Annotated in this window: 19 protein-coding genes; 14 read left to right on the top strand and 5 right to left on the bottom strand. The window is 68.8% G+C overall.

Going from position 1 to position 18,133, the window contains the following annotated elements:
- Nucleotides 1-5: 5 nt before the first annotated feature.
- Nucleotides 6-932 carry a LysR family transcriptional regulator gene (locus tag AVAK2825_RS11200; RefSeq protein ID WP_284398041.1) on the bottom strand — a complete coding sequence of 309 codons (927 nt, stop codon included), beginning with the start codon at nucleotides 930-932 and terminating at the stop codon, nucleotides 6-8.
- A gap of 144 nt (nucleotides 933-1,076) precedes the next feature.
- Between AVAK2825_RS11200 and AVAK2825_RS11205 the strand changes: the two genes are divergently transcribed.
- From AVAK2825_RS11205 to AVAK2825_RS11245, 9 genes are all read left to right on the top strand, one after another.
- Complete coding sequence (locus AVAK2825_RS11205; RefSeq protein WP_272565197.1) at nucleotides 1,077-2,150, top strand: asparaginase; 1,074 nt, start codon at nucleotides 1,077-1,079, stop codon at nucleotides 2,148-2,150.
- 214 nt (nucleotides 2,151-2,364) lie between these two features.
- The gene (gene fabA, locus AVAK2825_RS11210) at nucleotides 2,365-2,904 is read left to right on the top strand and encodes a 3-hydroxyacyl-[acyl-carrier-protein] dehydratase FabA (protein ID WP_272565196.1); all 540 of its coding nucleotides are present in this window, start codon (nucleotides 2,365-2,367) and stop codon (nucleotides 2,902-2,904) included.
- On the top strand, nucleotides 2,901-4,127 hold the full coding sequence (gene fabB, locus AVAK2825_RS11215; protein ID WP_284398053.1) for a beta-ketoacyl-ACP synthase I: 1,227 nt from the start codon (nucleotides 2,901-2,903) through the stop codon (nucleotides 4,125-4,127). Before fabA ends, fabB begins: the two co-directional genes overlap by 4 nt.
- Nucleotides 4,128-4,348: 221 nt before the next feature.
- Nucleotides 4,349-5,293 carry a glycine--tRNA ligase subunit alpha gene (gene glyQ / locus AVAK2825_RS11220; protein WP_284398394.1) on the top strand — a complete coding sequence of 315 codons (945 nt, stop codon included), beginning with the start codon at nucleotides 4,349-4,351 and terminating at the stop codon, nucleotides 5,291-5,293.
- A 36-nt stretch (nucleotides 5,294-5,329) separates the two neighbouring features.
- Nucleotides 5,330-7,516 carry a glycine--tRNA ligase subunit beta gene (gene glyS, locus AVAK2825_RS11225; protein ID WP_284398055.1) on the top strand — a complete coding sequence of 729 codons (2,187 nt, stop codon included), beginning with the start codon at nucleotides 5,330-5,332 and terminating at the stop codon, nucleotides 7,514-7,516.
- A 58-nt stretch (nucleotides 7,517-7,574) separates the two neighbouring features.
- The gene (gene gmhB / locus AVAK2825_RS11230) at nucleotides 7,575-8,171 is read left to right on the top strand and encodes a D-glycero-beta-D-manno-heptose 1,7-bisphosphate 7-phosphatase (RefSeq protein WP_284398057.1); all 597 of its coding nucleotides are present in this window, start codon (nucleotides 7,575-7,577) and stop codon (nucleotides 8,169-8,171) included.
- A 79-nt stretch (nucleotides 8,172-8,250) separates the two neighbouring features.
- The gene (locus AVAK2825_RS11235) at nucleotides 8,251-8,997 is read left to right on the top strand and encodes a lysophospholipid acyltransferase family protein (RefSeq protein ID WP_284398058.1); all 747 of its coding nucleotides are present in this window, start codon (nucleotides 8,251-8,253) and stop codon (nucleotides 8,995-8,997) included.
- Nucleotides 8,997-9,995, top strand: coding sequence for a M48 family metallopeptidase (locus tag AVAK2825_RS11240; protein ID WP_284398061.1), 999 nt, complete (start codon nucleotides 8,997-8,999; stop codon nucleotides 9,993-9,995). The genes AVAK2825_RS11235 and AVAK2825_RS11240 overlap by 1 nt, the downstream gene beginning before the upstream one ends.
- A 74-nt stretch (nucleotides 9,996-10,069) precedes the next feature.
- Entirely contained in the window at nucleotides 10,070-10,525 is a 456-nt protein-coding gene (locus AVAK2825_RS11245) for a rhodanese-like domain-containing protein (RefSeq protein ID WP_272565190.1), read from the top strand.
- Nucleotides 10,526-10,634: 109 nt separating this feature from the next.
- Here AVAK2825_RS11245 and lysM read toward each other — a convergent pair whose 3' ends face one another.
- Nucleotides 10,635-11,117: a peptidoglycan-binding protein LysM gene (gene lysM, locus AVAK2825_RS11250; RefSeq protein ID WP_284398063.1), complete on the bottom strand. Its 483-nt coding sequence runs from the start codon at nucleotides 11,115-11,117 to the stop codon at nucleotides 10,635-10,637.
- 214 nt (nucleotides 11,118-11,331) lie between these two features.
- On the opposite strand from lysM, the gene AVAK2825_RS11255 reads away from it, so the two are divergent.
- On the top strand, nucleotides 11,332-12,135 hold the full coding sequence (locus AVAK2825_RS11255; RefSeq protein WP_284398066.1) for a type III pantothenate kinase: 804 nt from the start codon (nucleotides 11,332-11,334) through the stop codon (nucleotides 12,133-12,135).
- A gap of 10 nt (nucleotides 12,136-12,145) precedes the next feature.
- Here the strand turns inward: AVAK2825_RS11255 and AVAK2825_RS11260 are convergent, their stop codons facing one another.
- The 3 genes from AVAK2825_RS11260 to AVAK2825_RS11270 all read right to left on the bottom strand — a co-directional run bounded on the left by AVAK2825_RS11260 (nucleotide 12,146) and on the right by AVAK2825_RS11270 (nucleotide 14,324).
- On the bottom strand, nucleotides 12,146-12,922 hold the full coding sequence (locus AVAK2825_RS11260) for a tetratricopeptide repeat protein (protein WP_284398069.1): 777 nt from the start codon (nucleotides 12,920-12,922) through the stop codon (nucleotides 12,146-12,148).
- A 31-nt stretch (nucleotides 12,923-12,953) separates the two neighbouring features.
- Nucleotides 12,954-13,622, bottom strand: a complete 669-nt coding sequence (locus AVAK2825_RS11265) for a TetR/AcrR family transcriptional regulator (protein ID WP_272565186.1) — start codon at nucleotides 13,620-13,622, stop codon at nucleotides 12,954-12,956.
- Between the two features lie 150 nt (nucleotides 13,623-13,772).
- On the bottom strand, nucleotides 13,773-14,324 hold the full coding sequence (locus tag AVAK2825_RS11270; RefSeq protein ID WP_284398074.1) for a phasin family protein: 552 nt from the start codon (nucleotides 14,322-14,324) through the stop codon (nucleotides 13,773-13,775).
- Nucleotides 14,325-14,543: 219 nt separating this feature from the next.
- Between AVAK2825_RS11270 and rfbB the strand changes: the two genes are divergently transcribed.
- The 4 genes from rfbB to rfbC all read left to right on the top strand — a co-directional run bounded on the left by rfbB (nucleotide 14,544) and on the right by rfbC (nucleotide 18,102).
- The gene (rfbB, locus tag AVAK2825_RS11275; protein ID WP_284398076.1) at nucleotides 14,544-15,650 is read left to right on the top strand and encodes a dTDP-glucose 4,6-dehydratase; all 1,107 of its coding nucleotides are present in this window, start codon (nucleotides 14,544-14,546) and stop codon (nucleotides 15,648-15,650) included.
- Nucleotides 15,647-16,537 carry a dTDP-4-dehydrorhamnose reductase gene (gene rfbD / locus AVAK2825_RS11280; RefSeq protein WP_284398078.1) on the top strand — a complete coding sequence of 297 codons (891 nt, stop codon included), beginning with the start codon at nucleotides 15,647-15,649 and terminating at the stop codon, nucleotides 16,535-16,537. Before rfbB ends, rfbD begins: the two co-directional genes overlap by 4 nt.
- Before the next feature lie 24 nt (nucleotides 16,538-16,561).
- Nucleotides 16,562-17,446 carry a glucose-1-phosphate thymidylyltransferase RfbA gene (gene rfbA / locus AVAK2825_RS11285; protein WP_284398080.1) on the top strand — a complete coding sequence of 295 codons (885 nt, stop codon included), beginning with the start codon at nucleotides 16,562-16,564 and terminating at the stop codon, nucleotides 17,444-17,446.
- Nucleotides 17,447-17,556: 110 nt separating this feature from the next.
- Complete coding sequence (rfbC, locus tag AVAK2825_RS11290; protein ID WP_284398082.1) at nucleotides 17,557-18,102, top strand: dTDP-4-dehydrorhamnose 3,5-epimerase; 546 nt, start codon at nucleotides 17,557-17,559, stop codon at nucleotides 18,100-18,102.
- Nucleotides 18,103-18,133: the final 31 nt, after the last annotated feature.

Below are 18,133 nucleotides of genomic sequence, written 5' to 3' on the forward strand. Positions count from 1 at the left end.
CCGGCTCAGAGCGCGGCCGCTTCGGAGGGCGCGCGCGCCATCGTCTGCATGAGCACGTCCGACAGCAGGGCCAGCATGCGGGCGGCATGGCGGTCCGGCGGGCGGTTGGCGGCGTGGTAGGCATGCAGCGCCATGGGGGGCAGGTCGCGCAGCGGCACCGCGGTGATGGCGGCCGGGTCGAGGTTGCGTGCGGTCAGGAAATCGACCACCGTCCACCCCATGCCGCGCTTGACCAGCGCCAGGGCCAGCTGCGAGGTCTGCATCTGGATGCCCAGCTCGGTGTGCACGCCCAGGCTCTGTGCCAGTTCGGCCATGGGTTGGCGCATGGGCTCGTCGCCCAGCAACTGGATCATGGGCGTGTTCGCCAGGAACGTGATCGGGTCGGATCGGTTCAACCGCACCGCGCGCAGCCAGATGTCCCGCGCCACGGCGATGAACAGCGGCCCGCTCACCAGGATGCTGCTCTCCAGCTGCGGGTGCGGGTGGTCGTAGAAGCCCAGCGCGAAATCCACCGAGCGGGTGAGCAGCGCCTGCGCCATCTGGTCCTGGTGCAGGGTGCGCACTTCCACGCGCACCCGGGGCGATTGCTGGGCATGGCGCTCCAGCACCGCGGGCAGGAATTCGTGCGTGACGGACGGAATCGCCGCCAGCCGCACCAGGCCGCCCTCGGGCTGGCGCAGGTTGTGCGCAGTGCGGCGCAGTGCGTCGAGCTGGCTGTGGATCTGGCTGGAGGCGGTGAACAGCGCCTGCGCCTCCGGCGTGGGCAGCAGGGCCCCGCGGGCCCGGCTGAACAGCGCGTAGCCCAGTTGCAGTTCCGCGTGCGCGATGGTCTTGCTCACCGCCGACGGCGTGATGTTGATCAGCCGGGCAGCCGCGCTCATGTTGCCGGTCTGCATGACGGCCTGGAAGACTTCGAGTTGGCGGAGATTCATCGCAGGGGAGGGAAAACGAGAATATGACCGGAAGTCACACCCGGCCGGCGATTATTCCCCACAGCCCGCCATGCGGCTTCCTACCATACGGCACCCGCGGAAATGCCGCGGGCACAAAAAGTGTCATTCATTACGGAGACTCACATGCTTTCCCCTCTGAAACTGAAGCGCCTGCTGGCCGGCGCCGCCTTCGCAGCCTGGGCCGTCGTGGCCGCGGCCCAGCCCGCCGCCAAGCCCAACGTCGTGGTCCTGGCCACGGGCGGCACCATCGCCGGCGCGGGCGCCTCGGCGACCAACAGCGCTTCATACGCCGCGGCCAAGGTGCCGGTGGACAAGCTCATCGCGGGCCTGCCCGAGCTGGCGAACGTGGCTAACGTCAAGGGGGAGCAGGTCTTCCAGATCGCTTCGGAGAGCTTCACCAACGAGCAGTTGCTCAAGCTGGGCAAGCGCGTGTCGGCCCTGGCCAAGCAGGCCGACGTGGACGGCATCGTCATCACCCACGGCACCGACACGCTGGAGGAAACGGCGTACTTCCTGAACCTGGTGGTGCGCACCGACAAGCCCATCGTGGTCGTGGGCTCCATGCGCCCCGGCACCTCGCTGTCGGCCGACGGCGCGCTGAACCTGCTGAGCGCCGTCTCGGTGGCGGCCAGCAAGGATTCCTCGGGCAAGGGCGTCCTCGTGACCATGAGCGACGAGATCCAGAGCGGCCGCGACGTGGTCAAGGGCGTCAACATCAAGACGCAGGCGTTCCGCAGCCAGTGGGGCCCGCTGGGCATGGTGGTGGAGGGCAACAACTACTGGTTCCGCGCGCCGGTCAAGCGCCACACCGCGCAATCGGAGTTCAATATCGACGAGATCGAGACGCTCGCCCCCGTGGAGATCGTCTACGGCTACGGCAACGTGCCGCGCTCCACGGTGGACGCCGTGGGCCGCTCGGGCGTCAAGGCGCTGATCCATGCCGGCACCGGCAACGGCTCGGTGGCCGACCGGGTGGTGCCTGCACTGCAGGAACTGCGCGGCCAGGGCGTGCAGATCATCCGTTCCTCGCGCATTGCCGACGGCTTCGTGCTGCGCAACGCCGAGCAGCCCGACGACAAGTACGACTGGGTGGTCGCCCACGACCTGAACCCCCAGAAGGCCCGCATCCTGGCCGCCGTGGCGCTGACCAAGCCCCAGACCAGCAAGGACCTGCAGCGCATCTTCTGGCAGTACTGACCGGGGCCCGATCCGCGCGGCCGCACGCCCGTGCGGCCTGCGCTGACGCGGTCCGGCGCGGTCCGCTTTCATGAAATTAGGGAATCACCCTTGGCCCTGTGTCACAGTCGGCCCTCCGTGTGCCTTGATAATGGATGCCCCGCCACCGAAAAGACCTCGGTGGCGCGCAATCAAAATCCGGCGGGCGCACCGCCGATCTGGAGCACGACTGACAATGGCTGATTCCTTTTCCTATGAACAACTGATCGCCTCCGGCGAGGGCAAGCTGTTCACCCCTGACAGCGGACGACTGCCGCTGCCGCCCATGCTGATGTTTGACCGCATCACGCACATCGACAGCGATGGTGGGGCGCATGGGCTGGGGAAAATCCGGGCCGAACTCGATGTGCGCCCCGACCTCTGGTTTTTCGACTGCCACTTTCAGGGCGATCCGGTCATGCCGGGTTGCCTGGGGCTGGATGCCATGTGGCAGCTCATCGGTTTCTACCTCACCTGGCTGCAGCTGCCGGGCCGGGGCCGCGCCCTGGGCGCGGGCGAAGTCAAGTTCACCGGCGAAGTCGGCCCCAACGTGAAGCTCGTCACCTACGAAATCGACATCAAGCGCGTGATCAAGCGCAAGCTGGTCATGGCCATCGGCGATGCCCGCCTGCTGGCCGACGGCCAGGAGATCTACGTGGCCAACGACCTGCGCGTGGGCCTTTTCAAGCGTGAAGACGGGAAGGACGGAGCACCCGCAGCGGGAGCCACGGCATGACCATGAAGAAGCGCGTCGTCATCACGGGTGCGGGCATCGTCTCGTGCATCGGCAACGACCAGCAGGCAGTGACCACGTCGCTGCGCGAAGGCAAGTCCGGCATCCGCGCCATACCCGAGTTCGCCGAACTCGGCCTGCGCAGCCAGGTGGCGGGCGCGCCGCAGATCGATCTGGACGCGCTCATCGACCGCAAGCAGCGCCGCTTCATGGGCGATGCCGCGGCGTACGCCTACCTGTCGCTGAAGGACGCCATCGCCCAGTCCGGCCTGTCGCCCGCCCAGGTATCCCACCCCCGCACCGGCCTCATCATGGGCTCGGGCGGCGGCTCGCCGGCCAACCAGATCGAGGCGGCGGACACGCTGCGCTCCAAGGGCATTCGCCGCGTGGGGCCCTACCAGGTCACGCGCTGCATGGGCTCCACCGTGTCGGCCAACCTGTCCACGGCATTCGCCATCAAGGGCATCAATTTCTCGATCACCTCGGCCTGCAGCACCTCCGCGCACTGCGTGGGCATGGCGGCGCAGCAGATCGCCTTCGGCCTGCAGGACGTGATGTTCGCCGGCGGCGGCGAAGAACTCTCCTGGGGCCTGGCCACGCTGTTCGACGGCATGGGCGCCATGTCGGCCAAATTCAACGCCACGCCCGAGACGGCCTCGCGCCCCTACGACGTGGACCGCGACGGCTTCGTGATCGCCGGCGGCGGCGGCGCGCTGGTGCTGGAGAGCCTGGAGCACGCCCAGGCCCGCGGCGCCACCATCCTGGCCGAGATCGTCGGCTTCGGCCTGTCGTCGGACGGCGAAGACATGGTCGCGCCCTCGGGCGACGGCGCCATCGCCTGCATGCGCCAGGCCATCGCCGAAGCGGGCGGCGGCACGATCGACTATGTGAACACGCACGGCACGTCCACCCCCGTGGGCGACCTGCCCGAGCTGCGCGCGCTGCGCGAGGTGTTCGGCGACGCGGTGCCCCCGTTCTCCTCCACCAAGTCGCTCACCGGCCACTCGCAGGGCGCGACGGGCGTGCAGGAGGCGATCTACTGCCTGTACATGCTGCAGGGCGGCTTCATCGCCGGCTCGGCCCACATCAAAAACCTGGACCCGGCCGCCGAGGGCATGCCCATCGTGCGCACCTCGCGCGATGCATCGCTGACGACCGTGCTGTCCAACAGCTTCGGCTTCGGCGGCACCAACGCCAGCCTGGTGCTGCGCCGCTGGCAAGATTGAGTGGACGCCCGCGGTGCAACCGCGGTGCATTGCTATGAATATGATAGCTGCCAGCGCTTGATAAGTAAGCGGTGGCGGCTATTTTTGCATGCGGGCGTGGCGGCCCCGTGCCGGGCGTGGCCGATGCGCCGGGCGCGCCTCGTAAAATCGACCGCTTTTGCGCGCGCCTGCGTGCAAACCCTCTCTACCAACCGCATGGCCCCGCCATGCCAGACACACGCATGTTGACCTTCCAGCAAATCATCCTGAAGCTGCAGTCGTACTGGGCCGAACAGGGCTGCGCGCTGCTGCAGCCCTACGACATGGAAGTGGGCGCCGGCACCTCGCACACCGCCACCTTCCTGCGCGCGCTGGGCCCCGAGCCCTGGAAGGCCGCCTATGTGCAGCCCAGCCGCCGCCCCAAGGACGGCCGCTACGGCGAGAACCCCAACCGCCTGCAGCACTACTACCAGTTCCAGGTCGTGCTCAAGCCCGCGCCGGCCAACATCCTGGAGCTGTACCTGGGGTCGCTGGAGGCCCTGGGCTTCGATCTCAAGAAGAACGACATCCGCTTCGTCGAGGACGACTGGGAGAACCCCACGCTCGGCGCCTGGGGCCTCGGCTGGGAGGTGTGGCTGAACGGCATGGAGGTGACGCAGTTCACCTACTTCCAGCAGGTGGGCGGCATCGACTGCAAGCCCGCCACCGGCGAGATCACCTACGGCCTGGAGCGCCTGGCGATGTACCTGCAGGGCGTGGACAACGTCTACAACCTGACCTGGACCGACGGCCTCTCCTACGGCGATGTGTACAAGCAAAACGAGGTGGAGCAGTCCACCTACAACTTCGAGCATTCCGACGCCGACTTCCTGTTCACCGCGTTCAGCGCGCACGAAAGCCAAGCCCAGCACCTGATGGAGCAGCAGCTCGCCCTGCCGGCCTACGAGCAGGTGCTGAAAGCCGCGCACAGCTTCAACCTGCTGGATGCGCGCGGCGCCATCAGCGTGACCGAGCGCGCGGCCTACATCGGCCGCATCCGCAACCTGGCGCGCGCCGTGGCCAAGAGCTACCTCGACAGCCGCGCGCGGCTGGGCTTTCCCATGGCGCCCCAGGAATGGGCCGCCGAAGTGCTGGCCGACCTGGCCCGCGCCGACCAGCAGCAGCAACAGCAGAAGAAGGCGGCCTGAGGCACGCACGCGCATCAGGAAGGAACACAGACCACCATGACCCATCCGAATCTTCTCGTTGAACTGTTCGTCGAAGAACTGCCCCCGAAGGCCTTGCAAAAGCTGGGCGACGCCTTTGCGGGCGTGCTGTTCGAGCAGCTGCAGGCTCAAGGCCTGGCCGCGCCGGGCTCGCGCCTGACGGCCTTCGCTTCGCCGCGCCGCCTGGCCGCGCACATCACCGAGGTGGCGCCCCAGGCCGCCGACAAGGCCGTCTCGCAAAAGCTCATGCCCGTCGCCGTGGGGCTGGATGCCGCCGGCAACGCCACGCCCGCGCTGCTCAAGAAGCTGGCCGCGCTGGGTGCCGACGCCTCCGCCGTGGCCGCGCTGCGCCGCGTGCCGGACGGCAAGGCCGAGGTGCTGTTCCACGACAGCACCGTGCGCGGCGCCACGCTGTCCGAGGGCCTGCAGAAGGCCCTGCAGGAATCCATCGCCAAGCTGCCCATCCCGAAGGTGATGCGCTACCAGCTCGCCTCCGGCTGCGAGCAGCCCGGCTGGACCAGCGTGAGCTTCGTGCGCCCCGCGCACGGCCTGGTGGCCCTGCACGGCACCGAGGTGCTGCTGTCGGTGAAGGCGCTGGGCCTGACCGCCGGCAACACCACGCACGGCCACCGCTTCGAGGCGACCGTGGACCCGGTCGTCGTCACCAGTGCCGACAGCTACGCCCAGCAACTGGCCGAGCAGGGCGCGGTGATCGCGAGCTTCGCCGAGCGCCGCGCCGAGATCGTGCGCCAGCTGCAGGCCGCGGCCGCGCGCGTGGGCGGCGGCGTGCGCCCCATCGAGGACGACGCCCTGCTCGACGAGGTGACCGCGCTGGTCGAGCGCCCCAACGTGCTGGTCTGCGAGTTCGAAAAAGAGTTTCTCGATGTGCCGCAGGAGTGCCTGATCCTCACGATGAAGGCCAACCAGAAGTACTTCCCGCTGCTGCAGGCCGATGGCCGGCTGTCGCACCAATTCTTGGTGGTGAGCAACATCACGCCCGCCGATGCGAGCGCGGTGGTGCAGGGCAACGAGCGCGTGGTGCGCCCGCGCCTGGCCGACGCCAAGTTCTTCTTCGACCAGGACCGCAAGAAGACGCTGCTGTCGCGCGTGGAGAGCCTCTCCAAGGTGGTCTATCACAACAAGCTGGGCACGCAGGGCGAGCGGGTGGAGCGCGTTAGGACAATAGCCAAGGCGATCGCCGAGCAGCTGTTCGCCGGCATCGGCACGCACCACGCGGACCTGGATTCGGCCGAGGGCGAGATCGCCCGCGACTACCTGCTGTCGTGCGTGGACACCGCCGCGCGGCTGTCCAAGGCCGATCTGGTGACCGACATGGTGGGCGAATTCCCCGAACTGCAGGGCATCATGGGCGGCTACTACGCCGCCAACGACGGCCTGGCGCACGAGGTGGCCCACGCCATCGAAGACCATTACAAGCCGCGCTTCGCGGGCGACGAGCTGCCGCGCGAGAACGTGGGCGTCATCGTGGCCATGGCCGACAAGCTGGAAACGCTGGTCGGCATGTTCGGCATCGGCAACCTGCCCACGGGCGACCGCGACCCGTTCGCGCTGCGCCGCCACGCGCTGGGCGTGATCCGCATGCTGGTCGAGCGGGAGTTGCCGCTGGACCTAACGACGTTGCTTGACAATGCCGCCGGCGCTTTTGTCGGAGTCGAGCGATCGGCAATTGAGCCGCTTGAAGAATTCATGTACGACCGCCTCGCCGGCAGCCTGCGCGAGCAGGGCTACAGCGCGCAGGAGGTCGATGCCGTCATCGCCCTGCGCCCGCAGCGCCTGTCGCTGGTGCAAAAGCAGCTCGCCGCCGTGCGCGCCTTTGCCGAACTGCCCGAAAGCCCGGCCCTGGCCGCGGCCAACAAGCGCGTGGGCAACATCCTCAAGAAGGCCGAGGTGGCCGGGCCCGTGGACCCGCACGTCAACCCCGACTTGCTGCAGGAAGAGGCGGAAAAGAACCTCTACGCCGCGCTGCAGCGCTTCGTGCCCGAGGCCGATGCGCAATTCGACGCGGGCGACTACACCGCCAGCCTGCAGACGCTGGCCGTGCTGCGCGCGCCGGTGGATGCGTTCTTCGACGACGTGATGGTCAACGCCGAGCAACTGGACCTGCGCCTGAACCGTCAGGGCCTGCTCAAGCGCCTGCACGTGGCCATGAACCGCGTGGCCGACCTGTCCCGGCTGGCGGCCTGAGGCAGGGTGCCGCGCTGGTGGTAGGCTGGCGCAGTCTTTCACCAGGCGCTCCCACACCATGAAAATCGCCATCCTCGACCGCGACGGCACGCTCAACCCCTCGGGCGAGAGCTTCATCGCTTCGCCCGACGAGTGGACCCCGCTGCCCGGGGCGCTGGAGGCCGTGGCGCGGCTCAACCATGCCGGCTGGCATGTCGTCGTCGCCACCAACCAGCCCGGGCTGGGGCGCGGGCTGTTCGACGTGATGGCGCTCAACGCCATCCACGCCAAGCTGCACCGCAAGCTCGCGGCGGTGGGCGGTCGCATCGACGCCGTGTTCTATTGCCCGCACGCACCCGACGACCTGTGCGCCTGCCGCAAGCCGGCGCCGGGCCTGATGGAGCAGATCCGCGACCGCTACGGCGTGGAGGGTGACGAGGTGCTGGTGGCCGGCAACTGCGTGGAGCACCTGCGGGCCGGCGCGGCCATCGGTGCGCGCCTGCATCGGGTCGGTGCGGCCCAGGCCGCCGAAGCGACCCTGGTCGCCTCGGGCGATGCCCTGCTGCCCAGCCCGTGGCCCGAAGGCACTCAGGTCCATGCCAGCCTGGCCGACTTTGCCGACCACGTGGCCGCGCAATCCGCCGTGGCGGCGCCGGGCCTGAACATCGCCGTCTGATGTGCTATTAATTCAATAGCTACAACGGCATATATTCCTAGGGCATGAGCCCGAAAACACCCATTTTTTCCTGATTGCCATGGCCCTGATCCGCTCCATCGCCCACCTGCTCTGGATGGGCATCACCGTGGTGCCCTATACGCTGCTCATCCTGCTGGTGCGCCTGTTCGGCGCCAGCAGCCGCACGCGCTACCGCATCGCGCGGGCGTGGCTCAAGCTCAGCACCGATGCGGCCCGCGTCATCATGGGCATCCGCACGCGCATCACGGGCATGGAGCACCTGCCCACCGATCCCACGCAGGGCGTGGTGCTGCTGGTCAAGCACCAGTCCACCTACGAAACCTTCCTGATGCCGGCGATCATGCCGCGCCCCCTGGCCTACGTGTTCAAGAAAGAGCTGCTGTACGTGCCGTTCTTCGGCTGGTCGATCGGCAGCCTGGACATGATCCACATCGACCGCGGCCAGCGCGCCCGGGCCTTCGTGAAGGTGCTGCAGCAGGGCCGCGCGCTGCTGGCCAAGGGCACCTGGGTCATCATGTTCCCCGAGGGCACGCGCGTGGAGCGCGGGCGCAAGGGCCAGTACAAGAGCGGCGGCACGCGGCTGGCCATCGAGGCGGGCGTGCCCGTGGTGCCGATCGCCGTCACGTCGGCCAAGGTGTGGCCGCGCAAGGCCTTCATCAAGCGGCCGGGCACGGTGGACGTGTCCATCGGCCGCCCCATCCCGACCGAAGGCCGCAAGCCCGACGAGCTGATGCGCGAGGTCGAGGCCTGGATCGAATCCGAAATGCAGCGCCTCGACCCCGAGGCCTACGCGCCGGGCCGGTGATGCAGCGGCTGGTGCAGCTGGCGCTCGATCTGTTCGGCGGCGCGGCGCCGGCCGAGCCGCCGACTGCGCCTGCCTCCGCGCCCCGTGCCAGGAATTCCAGGCCGAATGCCGCGGATGCCGGCGGTTCGATTGCCGATGGTGCTATTAATTTAGTAGCGAGTGACGCTGCCAAGCCCACGCCATCGCCCGCTCCACCGGTGGTGAAAGCGCCGCCCGTTCCCCTGGGCACGCTGCTCAGCCCCGCGATCTTCCGCCACCCCCGCGCGAGCCGCGAGGTGCTGCTGGGCGATGCCGTCGTGGCCTATGCGCTGCAGCGGGCGCGGCGGCGCACCATCGGGTTCACGGTGGGGGCGGACGGCCTGGCGGTGCGCGCGCCGGGCTGGGTGTCGCTGGCGGCCGTGGATGCGGCGCTGCAGGAAAAATCCGCCTGGATCCTGCGCAAGCTGGGCGAGGCGCAGGACCGCCAGCAGCGCGTGGACGGCGCCCGCATCGCCTGGGGTGACGGCGCCGTGCTGCCGTACCTGGGCGAGCCGCTCACCGTGGTGCTGGACCCGATGCACGGCTTTCGCGGCACGGGCGGCGCGCTGGTCGAGGGCCCCGAGGGGCAGCGCCAGCTGCACATCGGCCTGCCCCGCGCCGCCTCGCCCGCGCAGGTGCGCGATGCGGTGCAGGCGTGGCTCATGCGCGATGCGCGCCAGCGCTTCACCGCGCGGCTGGACCACTTCGCGCCGCTGCTGGGCGTGCGCTGGAGCAGCCTGCGCCTGTCCAGCGCCCAGACGCGCTGGGGCAGCGCGCGCAGCGACGGCTCCATCCGCCTCAATTGGCGGCTGCTGCACTACCGCCCCGCGGTCATCGACTACGTGGTCGCCCACGAGCTGTCGCACCTGCGCGTGATGGACCACAGCCCGCGCTTTTGGGACACCGTGCGCAGCGTCGTGCCCGACTACGCCGACCTGCGCGGGCGCCTGCGCGACGAGCCCGCGCCGCCCTGGGATTGACCGGCGGCCCAAGCCCCTGACGCCAGTGCTTGAACCCCGTGCGGCCCGCCGCCGGTGCTGACAGAATGCCCCGCATGACTTCCAACGCTTCTTCTTCCTCTTCCTCCTCCTCTTCTGCCTCGGACCGGCCGCAGCCGGCCGAGGGTTACGCGGGCGATGTGTCGCCGGAGCTGGCATGGCAGTGGGTGCAGTCGGGCCGGGCCGTGCTGGTGGACGTGCGCACGGATGCCGAGCGCGACTGGGTCGGCTTTGTCCCCGGGGCCGTGGCCGTGCCCTGGAAGCACTGGCCCGGCATGGCACCCAACCCCCAGTTCGACGCCGCCATCCAGGCCGCGGTGCCGCCGGACGGCCAGGCCGTGCTGCTGTGCCGCAGCGGCGTGCGCTCAGTGGCGGCGGCGCGCCGGGCCACGGAACTGGGGCTCACCGCGTACAACATCCTCGAAGGCTTCGAGGGCGATGCCGACGAGAACGCGCACCGCAACGTGAAGGGCGGCTGGCGCTTTCGCGGCCTGCCGTGGCGCCAGGGCTGAGCGCGAAGGGTTCGCTGCCTTCCCGTCTTTCGCCGCCTCGCGTGCCGCAACGAAAACGGGCCCGTGAGGGCCCGTTGGGAGGCGCGCCGCAGCGCGCTTTGAAGGACTGTCAGAGCGCGGGAATGCGCAGCTTCTGGCCGGGGTAGATCTTGTCGGGGTGCGTCAGCATGGGCTGGTTGGCCTCGAAGATCTTGGGGTACTTGTTGGCGTCGCCGTAGAACTTCTTGGCGATGGCCGAGAGGGTGTCGCCGCGCACCACGTCGTGGTATTGCGCTTCGGGCTCGGGATTCGTGACGGACATCTGGTTGTCCACGCTGGTCACGCTGGCCACATTGCCGCAGCACAGGGTCACCTTCTCCTTGGCGGCCTGCGTGGGGGCTTCGCCCTTCACGGTGACCTTGCCCTCAGGGCCGGCGAACACCACCTGGACGTTGCTCACGCCGAGGTTCTGCGAGGCGATGTAGGTCTCGATGGCCTTGCCCGCCTTGGCGTTCAGTTCGTCCTGCGTGGGGGCTGCCGCCGTTGCGGCCTGGGCATCCTTGCCGCCGAACAGTTTTTCGCCGGCTTCCTTGATGAAGCTGAAAAGTCCCATGTGCTGGCTCCTTGGTGTGGTCTGTGGATTGGACCGGCCACTGTAGCGCCATCGTCAGTCCGGGCCGTGTCGGACAGCCGCCCGAAGGGCCAGGCAGCTCCCGCGCGCGGTGCCGGGTGCCGCGATGGAAGTGCGCCGGCGCCGCAGAGTCCGCGCGTCGCGTGCGGGTAAACATGCGCGTCAAGGCGATTTGTAAAACTCGTGATAATCCCGCATGACTTTTCTGGCCATCGACGTCGGCAACACCCGCCTCAAATGGGCGATGTACGACGATCCCCAGCCGGGCGCCGCAGTGCTCGCCCACGGCGCTGAATTCCTGGACAACATCGAACGGCTGGCGGAAAGCTCGTGGGCCGGCTTGCCCGTGCCCGAGCGCATGCTGGGCTGCGTGGTGGCGGGCGACGCGGTGCGCCGCCGCGTCATGGAGCAGATGGAGCTGTGGGACGTGCTGCCGCAATGGGTGGTGTCGTCCGCGCAGGAGGCCGGCCTGGTCAACGGCTACGACCATCCCACGCGCCTGGGCTCGGACCGCTGGGTGGCCATGATCGGCGCGCGCCATCGCCTGCTGGCGCAGGGCCCGGCGCGGCCGCTGATCGTGGTGATGGTCGGCACGGCCGTGACGGTCGAAGCGATCGACGCGCAGGGCCGCTTCCTGGGCGGGCTGATCCTGCCCGGCCACGGGATCATGCTGCGGGCGCTCGAGTCCGGCACGGCGGGCCTGCATGTGCCCACGGGCGAGGTGAGCCTGTTTCCCACCAACACGAGCGATGCGCTCACGAGCGGTGGCACCTACGCCATCGCCGGCGCGGTCGAGCGCATGGTGCAGCACATCACGCAGCACTGCGGCGAAGCGCCCGCCTGCATGATGACCGGCGGCGCAGGCTGGAAGATGGCGCCCAGCATGACCCGGCCGTTCGACCTGGTCGAGAACCTGATCTTCGACGGCCTGCTGGCCATCGCCGCGCAGCGCTTCGCAAAGACCGCCGCGGAGCGGGACGAGGGCCGGGACCGCCGCTGAAAGGCGGGGGCTAGCCTTCGGCCAGTTCGGTCTGGGCCAGCTCCACGCCCAGCCGCTCCAGCGCGTCGGCGGGCTGGGTGGTGGCGACTTCCTCGTACAGGCGCGTGGCGTCGCCCATGCGCTGGTCGCCTTCCAGGATGAGCAGCGCGTTGGCGTATTCGATCTTGCCGATCACCGAGTCCGGGTTGATGGCGAAGGCCTCCTCGAAAAGCCGCAGGCTGCTGGCCTTGCGGGCGCCGTAGGTCATGCTGCCCACCATCTCGCCGACCTTGTCGATGATCTCGGCATGGAACACGGCCAGCGCCAGCCGTGCATCGGCATGGATGGGCGACAGCACGATGGCCTGCTCCAGCGTCTTGCGCACGCGGCTGCCCAGGCCCTGCGCCATGGCCTTGGCCACGCTGATCCCCTGGCTGTAGCGGCCGATGGCGTAGGCATGCCAGAACCAGGCGTTGGGGTTGGTGGGTTCCGCCCGCATCTGCTCGCTGGCCCGCTCGGCCGCCTCGGTCAGCAGTGCCAGGCGCCGGTCCTCGTGCGGCTCCAGGTAGTTCGCGTAGACGATGGTGGCCTTGTTGGCCACCGTGATGCCGGCACCGCCGGCCGCCAGCCCGGCGCGGGCGGCCTCCTCGAAGGCGCCGCGGTGAAAGAGCACCCAGGCGTCGAGTACGGCGGCATCGTCCGGACAGGGCTCGGCATCGCCCGCATGCAGGCGCTTCCATTGGCTGCGCACCGAAGCGGCGGTGAAGGGGTAGGCGTCGGAGTACGGGAAGGGCGTCCAGGGCTTCACGGTGCGTCTCCTCGGGGTGGGGTTGCGTCGGTCAGGCGGCCAGGGCCTGGGTGCTGTAGGCGCCGCTCAGCGCCTGCAGGTGCTCGCGCTGGCTGTCTTCCAGGTAGGGCATGAGCAGGTCCAGCACATGGTGTGCGCCGCGCAGCAGCGCGCTCTGCGCGCTCTCGGGCTCCAGGGCGTGCCGTGGATCGCTCACGTATTCGAAGCTGAGCCAGTAGGTCAGCACCACCACCATGCTGGTGGCCATGGAGCCGGCATCGCGGGTGCCCAGGCGCAGCGCGCCGGTGCGCTCCATGCCGCCCAGCAGCGTGCGCAGGGCCTGGGTCTTGCGCCCGAGCAGGGTCTGGAAGTGGGTCTCCAGGCGGCGGTTGCGCGACAGCAGGTCGTTCAGGTCGCGGTACAGGAAGCGGTACTGCCAGATCAGCTCGAACAGCGTGTGCAGGAAGAACCAGGCGTCCTCGACGTCGCGCACGCTGTCGGCCGCATCCAGCAGCTCGTTCAGGGCCGCCTCGTAGCGCGAGAACAGCACGTTGACCAGCTCGTCCTTGGCCGGGTAGTGGTAGTAGAGATTGCCCGGGCTGATGCCCAGCTCGGCGGAGATCGCGGTCGTCGACACGTTGGGTTCGCCAAAGCGGTTGAACAGCTCCAGCGTGGATTCCAGAATGCGCTCGGCAGTGCGGCGCGGCGCTTTTTTCACCATATCGGCGGCCTCCCGGTGCGTGGGTGGTTGTCTCTTTCACCCACTCTAACCGAGGTGGTCTGCCCGCACGGTGTTGCAGTGCATCATGCAAGGAATAGGCAATCCTTTGGAATGCCCGCTTCCTGCAGGGCGGCCGCACCGCCCGGATCGTCAGTCGGCCGGCGGTTTGGGGGCCCTGGGGCGGGCCGCGGCGGCGGTCTTGCGGGCGGCCGTGGCGCGGCCGGTGGGCGGCTTGGCCGCGCCGCGCTTGGCGGCGGGGCGGGGGGCAGCCTGTGCCTGGGTGGCGGCCTCCAGGGCCCGGGTGAGCGCATCGATGCGCTCGTGCAGCGCCTGCACATCGCGCGCGGTGGGCACGCCCAGCCGGGCGAGCGCCTTGGCCACGCGGTCTTCGAAGATGGTTTCCAGCTTGTCCCACTGGCCCGCCGCGCGCGTGCCGAACTCGCTGGCCGCGCTGGTCATGCGTTCGGCCGCTTCGGACAGGCGCTCCTGGGCTGTGGACTGGCCCTTGCGCTGCATGGCCGCGCCTTCCTTGACCAGCGCCTCGAACACCTTGCTGCCTTCCTGCTGCGCCTTGGCGAACGCGCCCAGGCCCGCCTGCCAGATCTGCTGCGCGGAGTCGCGCGCCTTGCTGCCGTAGAACGGGCCGCTGCCGGCCGGGTCGGCATCGTCCGGTGCGTCGGGGTTTTTGGTGGATCGGGGCATGGATGGCTTTCCTTGGGGCAAGTGGTGCAATGGTGCCGCGCGGGCCGGGTGGTTTGCGGCGGCATCGCTCGAGACTTTACGTGCGCGGCGCGCGCCGTGGGTAGTGTGCGCCCTCTAAACGGCGCGGCGGGCCCGCTGCGGCTCGTAACAGGGCCCCGGCACGCGATGGGATAATCCGCCGCTTTGACACAGCGGCGCCTTCGCGCGACCCCCCATCCCATGATTCTTGTCACCGGCGGCGCAGGCTTCATCGGCGCCAACTTCGTTCTGGACTGGCTGGCTTCGGGCGACGAGCCCGTGGTCAACCTGGACAAGCTCACCTACGCAGGCAACCTGCAGAACCTGGCGAGCGCGCAGGGCGACCCCCGGCATGTCTTCGTGCAAGGCGACATCGGCGATACGGCCCTGCTGACCAGGCTGCTGGCCGAGCACAAGCCCCGCGCCATCGTCAACTTCGCCGCCGAGTCGCATGTGGACCGCTCCATCCACGGGCCGGAGGATTTCATCCAGACCAACGTGGTCGGCACCTTCCGCCTGCTGGAGGCCGTACGGCACCACTGGCTAGCGTTGCCGGAGGGCGAGAAGGCCGCGTTCCGCTTCCTGCACGTCTCCACCGACGAGGTGTACGGCACGCTGTCGGCCAGCGATCCGGCCTTCGCCGAAACGGATGCCTACGAGCCCAACAGCCCGTATTCGGCCAGCAAGGCCGCGAGCGACCACCTGGTGCGTGCCTGGCACCACACCTACGGCCTGCCGGTGCTCACCACCAACTGCAGCAACAACTACGGGCCGTACCACTTCCCGGAAAAGCTGATCCCGCTGATGATCGTGAACGCCCTGGCGGGCAAGCCGCTGCCGGTGTACGGCGACGGCATGCAGATCCGCGACTGGCTCTATGTCAAGGACCACTGCAGCGCCATCCGCCGCGTGCTGCAAGGCGGTGCACTGGGCGAAACCTACAACGTGGGCGGCTGGAACGAAAAGCCCAACATCGAGATCGTGCGCACGGTGTGTGGCCTGCTCGACGAACTGCGCCCGCGCGCCGATAGCCAGAGCTACGCCGCGCAGATCCACTACGTGCAGGACCGCCCGGGGCACGACCGGCGCTATGCCATCGACGCCCGCAAGATCGAGCGCGAACTGGGCTGGAAGCCCGCCGAAACCTTCGAGACGGGCATCCGCAAGACGGTGCAGTGGTACCTCGAAAACCCCGAGTGGGTGGCGGCCGTGACCAGCGGCGCCTACCGCGAATGGGTGCAGACGCAGTACCAGGCCGTGCCCGGCGCAGCCGCTGCGGCACCGAACGCCGTGGCGGCCAGCGCATGAACATCCTGCTTTTCGGCAAGGGCGGCCAGGTCGGCTGGGAACTGCAGCGCAGCCTGTCGGTGCTGGGCACCGTGACGGCGCTGGACCACGACAGCACCGACCATTGCGGCAACTTCGCCGATCCCGCCGGCATCGTGGACACCGTGCGCGCGCTGCGCCCCGACGTCATCGTGAATGCGGCTGCCCACACGGCCGTGGACAAGGCCGAGAGCGAGCCGGAGTTCGCACGCACGCTCAACGCCACCACGCCGGGCGTCCTGGCCGAGGAGGCCGCGCGCAGCGGGGCCTGGCTGGTGCACTACAGCACCGACTATGTCTTCGACGGCAGCGGCGACCGCCCGTGGGTGGAGACCGACACGCCGGCGCCGCTGTCCGTCTATGGCCGCACCAAGCTCGAGGGCGAGCGGCTCATCCAGCAGAGCGGGGCCCGCCACCTCATCCTGCGCACCAGCTGGGTCTACGCCGCCCGCGGCGGCAACTTCGCCAAGACCATGCTGCGCCTGGCCCAGGAGCGCGAGCGCCTGACGGTCATCGACGACCAGTGGGGCGCCCCCACCGGCGCCGACCTGATCGCCGACGTCACGGCGCATGCCCTGCGCCACCTGGAGCGGCGCCCCGAGGATGCCGGGCTCTACCACCTGGTGGCCGGGGGCGAGACCAACTGGCATGCCTATGCAAAATACGTTCTGGCGCAATCGGTACTAGGGGGTGGCGCTATAAAAATAGTAGCTAACGACGTGGCGGCCGTGCCGACGAGCGCGTTTCCCACGCCGGCCGTGCGCCCGCACAACTCGCGGCTCGACACCCGCCGGCTGCAATCCACCTTCGGCCTCGTTCTGCCGCATTGGCAAGCGGGCGTCTCGCGCATGCTGGCCGAAATCCTTTAGCACCCAGGGCAGAGAGAGCACCACATGACCGCACGCAAGGGCATCATCCTCGCCGGAGGTTCGGGCACCCGCCTGCACCCGGCCACGCTCGCCATCAGCAAGCAATTGCTGCCGGTGTACGACAAACCCATGATCTATTACCCGCTCAGCACGCTGATGCTGGCGGGCATCCGGGAGATCCTGGTCATCAGCACGCCCCAGGACACCCCGCGCTTCGAGCAGTTGCTCGGCGACGGCAGCCAGTGGGGCATTCAATTGCGCTACGCCGTGCAGCCCAGCCCCGATGGGCTGGCCCAGGCGTTTCTCATCGGCGAGGAATTCCTGGCGGGCAGCCCGAGCGCTTTGGTGCTGGGCGACAACATCTTCCACGGGCACGATTTCGAGGACCTGCTGCGCAGCGCGCTGCAGCGCGAGGAGGGGGCCAGCGTCTTCGCCTACCACGTGCAGGACCCAGAGCGCTACGGCGTGGCCGAGTTCGATGCCCGCGGCAAGGTGCTGTCCATCGAGGAAAAGCCCAAGGCCCCGAAGTCCAGCTATGCCGTGACGGGCCTGTACTTCTACGACGCGCAGGTGGTGGAACTGGCCAGGCGCCTGAAGCCGTCCGCCCGGGGCGAACTCGAAATCACCGACCTGAACCGGCTCTACCTGGAGCAGGACGCGTTGCACGTCGAAATCATGGGCCGGGGCTATGCCTGGCTCGACACCGGCACGCATGAAAGCCTGCTGGAAGCCGGGCAGTTCATCGCGACACTGGAGCACCGGCAGGGCCTGAAGATCGCATGCCCCGAGGAAATCGCCTGGCGCAACGGTTTCATCGACGATGCCCAGCTGGCTCGGCTGGCGCAGCCCCTGGCCAAGAACGGCTACGGCCAATACCTGCAGCGGCTGCTGCGGGAGCCGCGCGAGTAACGCGAGGATCGCAACAGGCCCGGCGCGCCGCCGCGCCAGGCTGGCGTCCGTCGCGCGTGTCCTGTTCTTCCGCCGGTTTTCTTCTTCCTTTCGTTGTTGGCAATTCCTCCATGAACGTCATTCCCACCCGCCTGCCCGATGTCGTCGTTCTCGAACCCAAGGTGTTCGGCGATGCCCGGGGCTTTTTCTTCGAGAGCTTCAACCAGCGTGCCTTCGACGAGGCCACCGGCACGCGCCATGCGTTCGTGCAGGACAACCACAGCCGCAGCGCCCGCGGCGTGCTGCGGGGCTTGCATTACCAGTTGCGCCAGCCCCAGGGCAAGCTCGTGCGCGTGGTGCGCGGCACGGTGTTCGACGTGGCGGTGGACCTGCGCAAGAGTTCGCCCACGTTCGGCCAATGGACGGGCGAAGAACTGAGCGAGGAAAACCAGCGCCAGATGTGGGTGCCGCCCGGCTTCGGCCATGGCTTCGTGGTGCTCAGCGAGAGCGCGGATTTCCTCTACAAGACCACCGACTATTACGCCCCCGAGCATGAGCGCTGCATTGCCTGGAACGATCCCGCCCTGGCGATCGACTGGCGCTTCGACGGCGCGCCCAGCCTGTCCGCCAAGGACATGAAGGGCCTGCCGCTCAACCAGGCCGAGGTGTTTGACTGACGCCTGCCTGCGGCGGGCTGTGCAGGGCAGG

The sequence above is a fragment of the Acidovorax sp. SUPP2825 genome (assembly GCF_030158995.1).
GTDB lineage: Bacteria > Pseudomonadota > Gammaproteobacteria > Burkholderiales > Burkholderiaceae_C > Paracidovorax.

Bases quoted from the DNA above. Each gene is read 5' to 3' on its own strand.
- AVAK2825_RS11200 (WP_284398041.1), bottom strand. From the start codon at position 932: ATGAATCTCCGCCAACTCGAAGTCTTCCAGGCCGTCATGCAGACCGGC.
- AVAK2825_RS11205 (WP_272565197.1), top strand. From the start codon at position 1,077: ATGCTTTCCCCTCTGAAACTGAAGCGCCTGCTGGCCGGCGCCGCCTTC.
- fabA (WP_272565196.1), top strand. From the start codon at position 2,365: ATGGCTGATTCCTTTTCCTATGAACAACTGATCGCCTCCGGCGAGGGC.
- fabB (WP_284398053.1), top strand. From the start codon at position 2,901: ATGACCATGAAGAAGCGCGTCGTCATCACGGGTGCGGGCATCGTCTCG.
- glyQ (WP_284398394.1), top strand. From the start codon at position 4,349: ATGTTGACCTTCCAGCAAATCATCCTGAAGCTGCAGTCGTACTGGGCC.
- glyS (WP_284398055.1), top strand. From the start codon at position 5,330: ATGACCCATCCGAATCTTCTCGTTGAACTGTTCGTCGAAGAACTGCCC.
- gmhB (WP_284398057.1), top strand. From the start codon at position 7,575: ATGAAAATCGCCATCCTCGACCGCGACGGCACGCTCAACCCCTCGGGC.
- AVAK2825_RS11235 (WP_284398058.1), top strand. From the start codon at position 8,251: ATGGCCCTGATCCGCTCCATCGCCCACCTGCTCTGGATGGGCATCACC.
- AVAK2825_RS11240 (WP_284398061.1), top strand. From the start codon at position 8,997: ATGCAGCGGCTGGTGCAGCTGGCGCTCGATCTGTTCGGCGGCGCGGCG.
- AVAK2825_RS11245 (WP_272565190.1), top strand. From the start codon at position 10,070: ATGACTTCCAACGCTTCTTCTTCCTCTTCCTCCTCCTCTTCTGCCTCG.
- lysM (WP_284398063.1), bottom strand. From the start codon at position 11,117: ATGGGACTTTTCAGCTTCATCAAGGAAGCCGGCGAAAAACTGTTCGGC.
- AVAK2825_RS11255 (WP_284398066.1), top strand. From the start codon at position 11,332: ATGACTTTTCTGGCCATCGACGTCGGCAACACCCGCCTCAAATGGGCG.
- AVAK2825_RS11265 (WP_272565186.1), bottom strand. From the start codon at position 13,622: ATGGTGAAAAAAGCGCCGCGCCGCACTGCCGAGCGCATTCTGGAATCC.
- AVAK2825_RS11270 (WP_284398074.1), bottom strand. From the start codon at position 14,324: ATGCCCCGATCCACCAAAAACCCCGACGCACCGGACGATGCCGACCCG.
- rfbB (WP_284398076.1), top strand. From the start codon at position 14,544: ATGATTCTTGTCACCGGCGGCGCAGGCTTCATCGGCGCCAACTTCGTT.
- rfbD (WP_284398078.1), top strand. From the start codon at position 15,647: ATGAACATCCTGCTTTTCGGCAAGGGCGGCCAGGTCGGCTGGGAACTG.
- rfbA (WP_284398080.1), top strand. From the start codon at position 16,562: ATGACCGCACGCAAGGGCATCATCCTCGCCGGAGGTTCGGGCACCCGC.
- rfbC (WP_284398082.1), top strand. From the start codon at position 17,557: ATGAACGTCATTCCCACCCGCCTGCCCGATGTCGTCGTTCTCGAACCC.